This is a genomic window from Sphingobacterium bambusae (assembly GCF_033955345.1).
Taxonomy (GTDB): Bacteria; Bacteroidota; Bacteroidia; order Sphingobacteriales; family Sphingobacteriaceae; genus Sphingobacterium; species Sphingobacterium bambusae.
Genome location: NZ_CP138332.1, coordinates 2,367,856 through 2,380,893 on the forward strand (window position 1 = coordinate 2,367,856; position 13,038 = coordinate 2,380,893).

The window sequence follows — 13,038 nt, forward strand, 5'->3', positions numbered from 1 at the left end:
TCTTCTACTTGTCGATCTCGACTTTCGGCGCATAGCTCGCCGCCAAGGCGTTAATCTTCTGCAGCGACTGGATTAACTGTCGCCGTTCTTTCGCGGGAAGCTGTGCATCCAAAAATTCATTAAACTCCCGCACCACATCCTTCGCTATTTTACGCTTCTCCTGACCTAGCTCGGTCAGGTAAACCTTCACTGAGCGCTTATCGGAAGCATTTACTTCTCGGTAAATAAAGCCTAGTGATTCCAAATTATTCAACACCCTGGATAGCGAAGTGGTCTTAACACCTGTTAAATTTGCAATTTGGGAAACCGGAGTTCCTTCTTTGTGGATATTGATTAATATATACCCCGCAGCCTGCGTGAACCCAAACTCAGAGGCTATCACGTTATATTTGTTGGCTACCGTCTGCCAACAGGCTTTCAAAAAATAATCAATCGTATTTTCCTGGCTCATAATCTGATCTCTATTTTGCTATGCAAGCATAACAAATCTACAGGATTAGATTGATAAAACAAACTGTTTTACCATTTTTCTTTCTTCAACTTGACAGCGCTTAGCCTTAAGTCAAAAAAAAGCCCATATCTGTTAAACAACGAATTCCAAAAAAATATTTCGATGTTGAAAACTTTTAGACACTGATTTCCTTATATTTAGAAAACAAAGAAGCTTCATTATAAACAGGAAGGAGCTTGTTGCTAGTAATATTGCATTACCTTTGTAATCTAAACATACACATATGGCATTAGTAAATATCCCCCGCTTAGATCTTTTACAATACACGGAAGGTTCTGCCGAGCAGCGCCAACAGTTTGTTCAGGATATCGGAAAAGCATTTAACGAAACTGGATTCGTGACCATCGCTAACCACGGTTTGAGCCAGGAGCTTATTGATGAGCTATACCAAGTGGTCAAGTCTTTCTTTGAGCTTCCAGATGCGGTAAAAAGAAAATATGAATACCCCGAGCTTGCAGGACAACGTGGATACACGTCGAAAGGCAAAGAGAAAGCCAAAGATGCAAATACGCCAGACCTCAAAGAGTTTTGGCAACGTGGCCAAACGATTGTTGGTGAAGAATATTCAAAAGCCGATTTTCCAGATAATATAATTGTAGAAGAATTGCCCCGTTTCAACGAGGTAACAGCAGAAGTTTACACCCGCCTGGAAAATGCCGGCCGCGATCTGCTCCAAGCAATTGCTTCTTACCTAAATCTCGAAAAAAATTACTTCGAGCAGTTCGTGATTAATGGTAACTCCATTTTACGCGCTATCCATTACTTCCCTATCGAAAATCCGGAAACTATATCGCCTGACGCAGTACGTGCTGGAGCGCATGAAGATATCAACCTAATTACCCTCTTGATCGGCGCAAGTGCCGACGGGCTGGAAGTGCTCACAAAAGAAGGCGACTGGTTCCCAATAAAAGCCAAAGGTGAGGACATTGTGGTTAACGTAGGTGATATGTTGCAACGTTTAACGAACAACAAGTTGAAATCCACAACACATCGCGTGGTCAACCCACCACGTGAGCTGATGAAGACTTCCCGTTTTTCGGTACCATTCTTTCTACATCCAAAATCGAGCATGAGCTTAGCGAGTCTAGACTCTTGCATTTCGGAAGATTACCCTAAAGTGTACGAAGATTACACGGCTGGCCAATATCTGGATGAACGCCTTCGAGAAATCGGGCTGAAGATGTAAGGTGCCTAGCAAGCTGTAAAAACTAGAATTTAATATAAAAAATCCACCGCCGATATACGGAAGGTGGATTTTTTATATCTCTCAAGCGCGCCTTGAAAAGGCTACCGATAAAGTAGCAGTTTTTACTATTTAGCGGGTATCACTTTATTGTAAAAATAGAGCGGGTTTGCTAGTAAAGAATCTGCTTTAGCTTTTTCGTATGCATCTAGCCGCGCTGTTCCTGGCATAGGCGCTAGTCCTTGTCCGGAAAGCGTCTTTACAGGAGTCGTGTATTGCACGCCCATACGAGGGCTCGCCACGGGGATAGGCACTGGATGAATCTCCACTACAAATGGTCCCTTTGTCGTATTAGTCGGATAAAACGACGTGTCGATAGGTGTGAATTTCCATGCCGTATCTGGCTTGGTAAATTGAATATTTCTAATCGTACGATCGGACAATTTGTCCGTTTGCCCATAGAGCAAGCCATTGCACAAACTAAATGCTAGTATAAAGAGGGCTGTCTTCATAATCTAATAAGCTGATTTATTGATTACTATAAATATACTTGTTTCTATTTGTTTTCTAACAAAACCCTTGTTAAATTGTGTTAAATGCACATTTAGAAGCATTTGCATCCCTATTTTTGTAACAAATGAAAAAACGGAGTATTACCCTTATAATCTGGTTGATGTCTATTGCGCTATTGGGTGTCATGGCAATGCAGTATTATTTTGTCCGGGAATCTTACAAACAAAAGTCACAACTGTTCGATGAGGCTGTCACAGCTTCACTCCTGACGGTGGCAAGCAAGATCGAAAAAAGGGAAGTTTACGATTTCGTGAAGGACCAACAAAAGATCGATCGAGAGAAATACCGTAAGGAACAAGCCAAACAGAAGAATCTGGCGACGCAACTTGCCTTGCGAAAACGCATCGAAGAGTTACGCATGCAGCAGTACGAACTTGAACAACAGTTTAAAGATGAGGAAGATCTGCTACGCTCACGCTTTCCACTTATCGCGTACATCGAAAACCCGTTTTATGAAACATATGTTAAGCGCACAAGATACAATGATCTCGTAACCATCAGAATTCTTCCCGGCGAGATCGATCGCGAGGTGCAGAACAATATGGTGGAAGTGTATGCTACAAAAAAAATACCGACTGTTCCTGCCAAAGATGATAGTACGCGCTACCTCGCTTTCTCTAACACCTACAATGTTATCAACTGGGTTGTCCGTGCATTACCGCCACGCGCCGATCTGAAAATTGCTTTTCAGATTCATGCTTTGGAAAAACAGCTACAGTTGAATACTGCGCAAAACATTATAGACAGCGTTGCTGTAATTGGCGGAAAAAACAAAGAATTGGTAACGAGCATCGCTGCAGCGGAAGAACTATCAAAGCGCCCGTTCCGGGATCGTGTGAATTTTGCCTATCTACAGCGAGAGCTGGAAATTGAATTTAGCAAGCGCGATATTCGCTCGCCTTTCAATATTGAGGTGCGTGATGACCAAAGCTTGTTGATCTATGAGACGTGGCGTAAGAAGGAAGGCGATAGAGATGTGCAAAAAGCCGTCTACAGCACACGATTGTTCGAGAACGACCTCGGTCGGTCGCCTGGGCGTGTATCGATTTATTTCCCAGACAAACCTTCCATTATCCGCGATAATATTAGCTACATGCTATTGCCCATGGCCGCGCTATTGGCTTTGCTAATCGGTGCCTTTGCCTACACATTGAGCATTATTTTCAGGCAGAAAAAGATATCGGAAATGAAAACCGATTTCATGAACAACATGACCCACGAGTTTAAAACGCCGGTGGCCACGATCATGATCGCTAGCGAATCGCTTCGCGACCCCGAGATATCGTCGGACGAGCGTCGTGTAAATCGATTGGCCAACATCATTTATGATGAAAATGTACGCTTGGGGAACCATATCGAGCGTGTGCTAAACATTGCCCGATTGGAAAAAGAAAATTTAAAAATCGAAAAAGTCAACGTGCATATCAACGAAGTCGTCAGCGGCGTGTTAGATAGTATGGCCCTCCAATTGCAGAAAGCGGATGGTGTATTGACCACCGATATCTCCGCATTGGATGATCTTGTTGTGGGTGATGAATTGCATCTATCAAACGTATTCTTTAATTTAGTTGATAACGCGATTAAATATAGCCACGAAGCACCCGACATTACGGTAAAAACCTTCAACATGAAGCACAGTATTGTAATCACTATTGCCGATAAAGGAATGGGTATGACAAAAGATCAAAAAGAGAAAATATTTGATCAATTCTATCGCATCCCTACGGGCAACATACATAATGTCAAAGGGTTTGGCTTAGGCTTAAGCTACGTAAACGATATTATTAAACGACTTAATGGCAAAATTCAGGTAAAAAGCGAAAAAGACAAAGGCACGACCTTTGAACTAACGTTCCCGCTGAAAAGCGCTAACCTGAGCTAGAAAATTAAATGTATTATCTATATGCAGAAAATATTATTAGCAGAAGACGATCCTAATTTGGGCGAGCTTCTTAAAGACTATCTGGAATTAAAAGGAAAATTCGATGTAACACTTTCTCAAGATGGCGAGGAAGCGCTCGTTGCATTTCGGAAAGATAAATATGACCTTTGCATCTTTGACGTCATGATGCCCAAAAAAGATGGTTTTTCCTTGGGCAAGGAAATTAGAAAAATGGACAAAACCGTGCCGATTATTTATGCCACAGCAAAGGGCATGATGGAAGATAAGACGCAGGCTTTTGAACTGGGCGGCGATGACTACATTACCAAACCTTTCCGTGTCGAAGAGCTGCTGTTGCGCATAAATGCATTATTGAAGCGAGTATCGAAAGATAAGGAAGAAGATATAGCTGACAAATTCGAAATTGGCGAATACTTCTTTGATTATACCAGCCAAATTATCTCTTACAAAGGACAACAGCAAAAGCTCTCCACCAAGGAAGCGGAATTATTACGTCTGCTGTGTTTGAATAAGAACGATGTACTCACGCGCGAAGAAGCGCTCGTGAAAATCTGGCACGATGACAACTATTTTACGGGAAGAAGTATGGATGTTTTTCTGAGTAAGCTCCGGAAATATCTTAAAGAAGATCCTAACGTAGAAATTGTCAATGTTCACGGAAAAGGATATAAGCTATTAGTTAGTTAACGAAAAGAGGCCTGCTAAATTAGCAGGCCTCTTTTCGTTAACGCCAACCTCCGCCTAGCGCTTTGTAGATCACAATTTCATTGAGCAACTCCTCTTTTTGTATCTCAACCTCATCGAGTTCGGCAGCCACGGCATCTTTCTGCGCCGTAATTATTTCCAAGTAGGAAATCCTACCAGCAACGAAAAGTTCATTCGCTGCATCAACCGCACTACGTAGTGCCGTAACCTGATCCTGAATATACTGTTCTCGATTTTGGATATGCTCTTGAGTATTTATCGCATTTGACACTTCATTGTAAGCTTGTAAAACACGCTTTTCGTATTCCAAGAAGCTTAATCCATATGTCGCTTTGTACGTCTCGTACTGGCTCTTCAATTGCCGCTGGTTAAATAGCGGAGCCGTAAGGCCGCCTAGCAATCCATAGGTCAGGGACTTATCAAAATCCACCAACTTGCTGAAGCTAAATGTCTGTAGTCCCATGTACGGAGACAGCACCACGGTTGGTAAAAAGGCTGCTTTCGAAGCCGTCACGTCATTCTCCGCACTGAGTAACAAGAAAGAAGCTTCCCGAATATCGGGACGACGCGCCAGCATTTGAAACGGCGCCCCCACCTCCAGCTTCTCGAACAGGCGTTTTCCACCTAAAGCATCTTCCGGACGTTCCACAGGTGTATCAAATCGTCCAACTAAATAGTTGATGTGATTTTCCAACAGTGTAATCTCTTGTTTAACTTTCTCGCGCTCGGCCTTTGAACCAGCAAGGAATGCAGCAAACTGCTGCACGCCCAACTCGGATGTACGACCGGCTTCCTTTTGTAGGATAGTCATCTCCAAGGCACGCTCGTTAAGTCTGATGTTGTTATCAAAAACTCGAATTTTAGCATCCAAACTCAAAAGCTCATAATATGCCGACGCTATATTGGTAACGAGTTCGGTTTCCACCAGTCGTCTTGCCTCATTCTCGGCCAATAAAGAGTTGAAAGCGGAATTTTTTTGGTTCCGAATTTTCCCCCACAAGTCGAGCTCCCAAGAAGCGCGTACGCCTATAAAATAATCGGGCACAGCAGGCTCCGGTATCTTTTCGTCATCGTTCAGATTTCCCGAAAAATTGGTATCATAATTACCGATGCCAGCTTCCGTATAGAATCCGTATTTACGCAACCCCGCTTCTGCAGCCAAATCTAAGCTAGGAAGCAACGCTGCTTTACGTTGTTTGAAGCTCGCCTGCGCTATTTCGATGCGCTTGATCGCCTGCTGCAAATCGTAGTTGTAAACCAAAGCCGAATCGATCAGTGTTTTGAGTGCGGGATCCGAAAAAACCTCCTGCCACGGACGATGTGCAATGGTTGACGTGTCAACCGTCGTTACCGAATCTTGCGCGAATGCTGCTGGTACTTCCGCCGGCGTCTTCTTCTCCAGCTTGCGAGGTACCGAACAAGACATCACTAGGGCAATCACAGCCAACATGGTCACTACAGGTACCGCTTTCTTTACATTGTCCTTTCGATCTTTCGAAAACAGCACATACAATCCAGGGATAACGAGAACTCCCAAGAGCGTACCGATAACCATCCCTCCCACCGAAGCAGTACCAATCGTGCGGTTACCGATTGCCCCGGCTCCAGAGGCCATCATCAGAGGAATCAACCCTGCCACAAAAGCGAACGAAGTCATCAAGATCGGACGCAAACGCGCAAAAGCGCCCTCGATAGCGGCCTGTATAACATCCATTCCCTGCTTGCGTTTCAACACGGCATACTCCACGATGAGAATAGCATTCTTTCCCAAAAGACCGATCAACATCACAAGGGCTACCTGCGCATAGATATTGTTTTCCAAACCAAACACCTTTAAAAACAGGAAGGATCCAAAGATTCCGGCTGGTAAACAGAGAATGACGGGTAAGGGTAACAGGAAGCTTTCATACTGCGCCGCAAGCAACAGATACACAAAAACAAGACAAAGAGCGAAGATGTAGATCGCTTGATCGCCAGATATAACCTGCTCACGGGTCATACCCGACCACTCAATAGCATAGCCTTGAGGCAGCTTCGCCGCCAACTGTTGCACTGTTTCTATGGCCTGTCCTGTACTGTAGCCGGGTGCCGGCTGTCCATTAATCATGGCCGAAGTAAACATGTTATATCGTGTGATCTGCTCAGGACCATATATACGTTTCATGGTAATGAAGGCCGAATAAGGAACCATTTCGCCATCTTTCGTTTTCAGAAACAGGTTCAGCACATCTTCAGGGCGTTGACGATAATGCGGGTCTGCCTGCACCATCACCTTGTACATCTGTCCAAAGCGAATAAAGTTGGTAGCATAGAAACTTCCCATTAACGTTTGCAGGGTGTTCATGGCATTTTCCACGGAAATCCCCTTCTTTGCCGCCAAATCATAGTCGATTTCTAACATATACTGTGGAAAGCTGACATCAAAACTTGATGATGCGCTTTCGATAGCATCGGTTGCTGCTAGATCTTTTAGAAAGGTCTGTAGCACCTCCGCCGTCTTGCTCAGATCTTCATTACCACTCCTATCCAACAGACGTAGTTCAAATCCAGAAGCATTACCAAAGCCGGGCACCGTTGGCGGAGGAAAGAACTCGATCTCGGCATCGGCGATATGTGCTGTCTTTGCCCTCAACTCGGTCATGATCTCTTCCAAGCCTTGGCTACGTTCGCCCCAGCTCTTCAAGTTGATCATCCCCATACCGTAGGAAGCCCCCGAAACCTCGGTTAAAATACTATATCCGGCAAGCGTAGAAACTGTTTCGACGGACTCCAGACCGCGAGAGATTTCATCAACCTCGTCCAAAGCACGTTCCGTTCGATCTACCGTTGCTCCCGGAGGTGTTGTCACACTCACATAGATCATCCCTTGGTCTTCTGTGGGTATGAATCCCGAGGGCAATACACTACTTGCCCCCCAAGTGGCGACAAAGAACAACAGCAACAGACCTACGGTAATCAAGCGTCGGCCAACTATTTTAGCCAACAAGCTCCGGTATTTACCGGCTGTCTTATCATAGGACGCGTTGAACTTTTTGAAAAACTTAGCCAACCAACTGTTGGACTCCTTTTTGTCGTGCGGTGAACGTAAAATAAGTGCGCATAAGGCTGGAGTCAACGTCAAGGCATTAATACCTGAGATCACAATCGCGGATGCCAAAGTCAGGGAAAACTGTCTGTAAAAAATACCAACAGGCCCTGACAAGAAAGCTACGGGAATAAATACGGCAGACATCACTAATGTAATTGCAATTACCGCAGCCCCAACTTCTTTAATAGCGGCCAAGGTAGCTTCCATCGGTTGCAGATGCTCTTCCTCCATCTTGGCATAAACAGCCTCGACCACTACAATACCATTATCCACCACAATACCTATTGCTAGAACCAATGCAAAAAGAGTCAATAAGTTAACAGAGAAACCTAACATCTGCATAAAGAACAATGCACCAATCAAACAAACCGGAACCGCAAGTATAGGGATAATCGTAGCGCGGAAATCCTGCAAAAAGATAAACACCACTAAAAAAACCAAAATAAAAGCTTCAATCAGGGTCTTCACAACGCTTGATATGGAAGCGTCTAGAAATCGGGAAACATCGTACCCCATAGTGTAGGTCATTCCTGGGGGGAATGTCGCCACTTTTAGTTCCTCCATCCGAGTTTTTACGCTTTCAATCACATCCTGCGCATTGGATCCGGGCAATTGCTTCAACATGATCGAAGCAGACGGACGTCCGTCGGTCTTTGACACCATTTCGTAATCCAACGATCCAAATTCAACATCGGCGACATCACGTATGCGGATGATAGATCCATCGGCATTTGCGCGAATGGGCACGTTGGCATACTCTTCCGGTTCGGAGAATTTACCAGGATAACGCAATACATATTGCTGCATGTTCACCGTTTTATCAGAACTAATTCCCGTTTGTCCGGGGGCGGCTTCAATATTTTGACGTCGAAGCGATTCTACAACCTCATCGGTAGATATCTGATAGGCGGCCAAACGATCGGGCTTTAGCCAAACGCGCATTGCATAATCGCGCATCCCCATAATCTGAGCGAAGCCCACTCCTTCGATACGTTTTAGTTCCTTTAGGATATTGATATCGGTAAAGTTGTAGATAAAGCGCTCGTCGGCGGTTTTATCCGAGGTGTAAATGTTTAGGTACATCAACATACTGTTCACCTCTTTCTCGGTGGTCACCCCGGCGCGGATAACTTCTTCGGGAAGCTCATCCAATACCGTCGTCACCCTATTTTGCACGTTGACGGCAGCAATATCGGGATCCACACCGACTTTAAAGGATACTTGGATGAGGGTTGTCCCGTTATTGGTTGTCACCGTATTCATGGAGGTCATACCTGCAACACCATTGATCGCTTTTTCCAAAGGAATAGCTACCGCGTTAGTACTCACCTCGGCATTCGCACCGGTATAGTTCGCCGTAACCACTACCGAGGGCGGGACAATATCCGGAAATTGGGTAATAGGCAAAGTAAATAGGGCCAGCAATCCCAGCAAAGTAATAAAAATAGATATTACCAAAGATAGGACAGGCCGCTTTATGTAGGTTTCAAACATAATCAAACTGTTAAAAATGTAAAACGCTTATTTTTTTATCGGACGAACTTTCATACCATCACGAAGCGCTTGTGCACCTTCGTAGACGATTTCTTGGTCCGGACGCAATCCCTCTTCTACGATGTAGTAGTGTCCGACACGTTGGCCGGCACGAAAAGGCTGCATTTTAACCGTTTCATCTTCATTTAACACATAGACATATGTTTTGTCCTGAATTTCAAAAACCGCTTTTTGAGGTACAAATTTCGTGCTTCCTGTAGAAATGGGAACGGCGATTCTTCCAGAAGCACCGTGTTTTAGTAAGCCATCGGTGTTTGGAAATCTTGCGCGCAACGAAATAGATCCAGTATTGGGTTCAAATTCGCTCTCCACGATTTGCGCAGTACCCGTATGCGGATATTCTTGTCCATTTGCCAAAATTAGTTTAACTTCTTGGTTGAAGCTGTTGCTACTAAAGTTCGAATCACTCGCCAAGGTAAGGTATTCCGATTCGGATATGTCAAAGTAAACATTCAAGGCACTTAGGTCAGATATACTTGTTATTAACGCACCCTCTTCCAGTAAGGAACCCGTCTTCAAAAGGATGCGGTCTATACGACCATTAAAAGGTGCTCGAATTAAGGTTTGGGATAATTTTGTTTTTGTTTGGTTGACCACTGCCTTTGCTTCCTCCACCTTCGACAATGCTGCTTTGTGCTGCACTCCAATCAACTCTTGTTCTGTTTTAGAGACAATATTCTTTTCAACAAGCTTCTTTGTCCGCTCTTTTTCAAGCTCTACTTTCTTAGCTTCGGCAATGGCATTATTTAACGCTGCTTCCGCCTTAGCATGGTCGGCTCGATATTCCTCGTCATTAACCTGGAAAAGCACTTGTCCTGCCTTTACGATAGCACCCTCATCTACATATACTTTCTCTAAAAATCCACTTAAGCGGGAACGTAACTCTACGTTTTTACGCGCTTGAATATCTGCGATGTATTCTTTGTAAATCGTGGTGTCCATTACGGTCAGACTCACTACAGGAACCTGGCGTTCAACGGTTTTTGCCGTATTTTCTGTGCTCTTTACGGTACAACTGCCAGCTAGCAGCGCAAATCCCATATAAGGGAGTACCAATGAAACTATTTTCATGTACTATATACTGTTTAAACATATGATAAAAGGGCATGCGACCTCATTTCATTCTTCTCTGCTTAGGCAGGATGAACGAAGATATCCCTAGATTTGGGAAACTATTGGGAAAACAGAATATATTAAAAGGGTTTTAACCGATACAGGAAAGAATAATAACCGGGAATAATCTGCCGTTTTTTGGCATCGTAAACGGGGTGTTTTTGATCTTTCGTGAGCGGCCTAAATAGAAAAAAGGCGCCCAACACCAAAACAAACAACGGGAGAATATAATCTGGATAAGGAATAGCACGATATTCCTCATAGCGAATTTCGACATCATCGGTTTCCTTATTGACGGGCAAATCGAGCACGTCGTCCAGCACAAATTCCAAAAGCGATTCTCCATTCATTAGGTAATCGTCCTCAATTTCAGGAATATTTGCGCTGGCCTCATAACCGAGAATATTGAGATAGCTCAGCAAAACAAAGTAATGAACCAATCTAAGTAACATGCTTAACAAAGCTAAGAACCTCCGCGTAAGCAGACAATGCACAATTGTAAAAAACCTGTTAAAAAAAACCGCTACTCGTCAAAAAACTGTTACATCGTGGTTGCAGCTATATTCATAGCCACAACCACGTGCCTTGCAGTACTGTTTACAAGTCTTTGCACCAAAAAGATTCGTTAATAAAAACCTCTTTTCGCTGCATTATGTGCGATGTGCTATTTTCTTCCACCAGCAATTTTGGCTATAATCCATACAACCACAGCAACCACCAATACGACTAGAATGATACCCGACCAGACCCCTGCCTTAAAAATACCGCCAATAACTTCACAACTTGTCAACATCGTGATTGCAAGAGCAAACACGGTAAAATAAGAGAATCTTTTCATAATGTGTTTTTTTTAAGAGAACAACGCTGCTGGAAAAATGTTGATCGTTAAAGGGAATTTGTTGGATAAAATAACCAAATTTACCCAAAGTTGTTCTGTCGGCATAACAGCTTTTGCCTTACGCAATAGGTTGACCATCTCTTCAGTGAGCGGTTGTTAAGGCTCCCGCGGATCTATTCCTTCGGCCTTTCGCTATAAGCGATTATATGCTAGGGATAAAAATTTAATATTGTAAGCGACATCTCAAGCAAACAGCCCAATCACCCTTATGTACAGGATGGTAATCTCGCTAATAGTGTGTATCTTCGGCTATTAAATTTTAAACCGTAATTTAAATGAGCAAGAAAATCCTATATAGATATAACGCTAAATACCCCTCTATAGCAGATTTAAAAACTAAAGCGAAATCCCGAATCCCGAAATTTGCCTTTGACTACCTACAGGGAGGCTGTAACGAAGAGCTTAACTTGGCACGAAATGAATCTGATTTCGATGACATCTTGTTAAAACCGCAATATCTACATGTCGCAGGCGACATCGATATGTCGGTAGAGCTCTTCGGACGTCGTTACAGTGCTCCTTTCGGCATTTCTCCTATTGGCCTACAAGGACTCATGTGGCCTAATGCTCCCGAGATATTAGCTAAGGCTGCCGCAAAACACGACATCCCATATACCTTAAGTACGGTTTCTACCAGCAGCATTGAACGTATCGCCGAAGTATCCGACGGGAAGGCGTGGTTTCAACTGTACCATCCAACAGAAGATAGACTACGTGATGACCTGCTCCGCCGGCTTAAGGAGGTCGAATGCCCCGTATTGGTGGTTCTAGTGGACGTCCCTTCTTTCGGACTTCGTTATAGAGAAATAAAAAGTGGATTATCCATGCCCCCAAAAATGAACATCGCCAATGTCGTACAGGCTATGTTAAGACCCCTGTGGGGAATAAAAACGCTGCAGCATGGCATCCCCTCTTTTGCTACACTGAAACCCTACATGGAAAAAGGGCTGGATCTGAGTCAACTCGGACAGTTCATGAACAAAACGTTCACTGGAAAAGTAAACATCGAGAAAGTAAAAGCAATCCGTGATATTTGGAAAGGCCCTTTGGTGCTTAAAGGAATTACTACCGAAGAGGATATGGATGCTTCCATAGCACTAGGCGTTGATGGCGTTATAGTGTCTAACCACGGTGGTCGTCAAATCGATGCCGGCGAATCATCCATTCAATCGCTCATTCATTTAGCGCAAAACCCTGCTTACAAAGATAAAATCAAGATCATGCTCGATGGCGGAATTCGCTCGGGTGTTGATCTAGGGCGAGCTTATGCCGTAGGTTCCGATTTCAATTTTATGGGTCGACCGTTTATGTATGGCGTGGGTGCCCTTGGCGATGAGGGTGCAGAACATACGATAAACTTATTCAAAGCACAGCTTTATCAAGTAATGCAACAGTTGACCTTGGAAAAGATCGATCAATTTCCGGGACGTCTAATACATCGGTAACCAAAAAGGTTCCTGGTAAAAAAGCACTTTCCTTCCACGAAAATCTGACAGTGGGGAAAGTGCTT

At 43.9% G+C, this 13,038-nt stretch carries 10 protein-coding genes; 4 read left to right on the forward strand and 6 right to left on the reverse strand.

The window, feature by feature from the left end; translation table 11 throughout:
* Positions 1–4 precede the first annotated feature (4 nt).
* The gene (locus SCB77_RS09770; protein ID WP_320186246.1) at positions 5–451 is read right to left on the reverse strand and encodes a MarR family winged helix-turn-helix transcriptional regulator; all 447 of its coding nucleotides are present in this window, start codon (positions 449–451) and stop codon (positions 5–7) included.
* A gap of 283 nt (positions 452–734) precedes the next feature.
* On the opposite strand from SCB77_RS09770, the gene SCB77_RS09775 reads away from it, so the two are divergent.
* On the forward strand, positions 735–1,697 hold the full coding sequence (locus SCB77_RS09775; protein WP_320186247.1) for an isopenicillin N synthase family dioxygenase: 963 nt from the start codon (positions 735–737) through the stop codon (positions 1,695–1,697).
* A gap of 125 nt (positions 1,698–1,822) precedes the next feature.
* Here the strand turns inward: SCB77_RS09775 and SCB77_RS09780 are convergent, their stop codons facing one another.
* Entirely contained in the window at positions 1,823–2,206 is a 384-nt protein-coding gene (locus SCB77_RS09780; protein WP_320186248.1) for a hypothetical protein, read from the reverse strand.
* 125 nt (positions 2,207–2,331) lie between these two features.
* Here SCB77_RS09780 and SCB77_RS09785 point away from each other — a divergent pair, with 125 nt between their 5' ends.
* A complete protein-coding gene (locus SCB77_RS09785; protein ID WP_320186249.1) occupies positions 2,332–4,149 on the forward strand; it encodes a sensor histidine kinase in 1,818 nt (605 codons plus the stop codon).
* A gap of 21 nt (positions 4,150–4,170) precedes the next feature.
* Positions 4,171–4,857 (forward strand): response regulator transcription factor, encoded by a 687-nt coding sequence (locus tag SCB77_RS09790; protein WP_320186250.1) that lies wholly within the window; start codon positions 4,171–4,173, stop codon positions 4,855–4,857.
* A 37-nt stretch (positions 4,858–4,894) separates the two neighbouring features.
* Here SCB77_RS09790 and SCB77_RS09795 read toward each other — a convergent pair whose 3' ends face one another.
* The 4 genes from SCB77_RS09795 to SCB77_RS09810 form a co-directional block, all read right to left on the reverse strand.
* The gene (locus SCB77_RS09795; protein WP_320186251.1) at positions 4,895–9,457 is read right to left on the reverse strand and encodes an efflux RND transporter permease subunit; all 4,563 of its coding nucleotides are present in this window, start codon (positions 9,455–9,457) and stop codon (positions 4,895–4,897) included.
* 27 nt (positions 9,458–9,484) lie between these two features.
* The gene (locus tag SCB77_RS09800) at positions 9,485–10,588 is read right to left on the reverse strand and encodes an efflux RND transporter periplasmic adaptor subunit (protein ID WP_320186252.1); all 1,104 of its coding nucleotides are present in this window, start codon (positions 10,586–10,588) and stop codon (positions 9,485–9,487) included.
* 122 nt (positions 10,589–10,710) lie between these two features.
* The gene (locus tag SCB77_RS09805) at positions 10,711–11,082 is read right to left on the reverse strand and encodes a hypothetical protein (protein ID WP_320186253.1); all 372 of its coding nucleotides are present in this window, start codon (positions 11,080–11,082) and stop codon (positions 10,711–10,713) included.
* Positions 11,083–11,294: 212 nt separating this feature from the next.
* The gene (locus SCB77_RS09810; RefSeq protein WP_320186254.1) at positions 11,295–11,468 is read right to left on the reverse strand and encodes a hypothetical protein; all 174 of its coding nucleotides are present in this window, start codon (positions 11,466–11,468) and stop codon (positions 11,295–11,297) included.
* Between the two features lie 335 nt (positions 11,469–11,803).
* On the opposite strand from SCB77_RS09810, the gene SCB77_RS09815 reads away from it, so the two are divergent.
* Positions 11,804–12,973: an alpha-hydroxy acid oxidase gene (locus SCB77_RS09815; protein WP_320186255.1), complete on the forward strand. Its 1,170-nt coding sequence runs from the start codon at positions 11,804–11,806 to the stop codon at positions 12,971–12,973.
* The last annotated feature ends 65 nt before the right edge of the window (positions 12,974–13,038 follow it).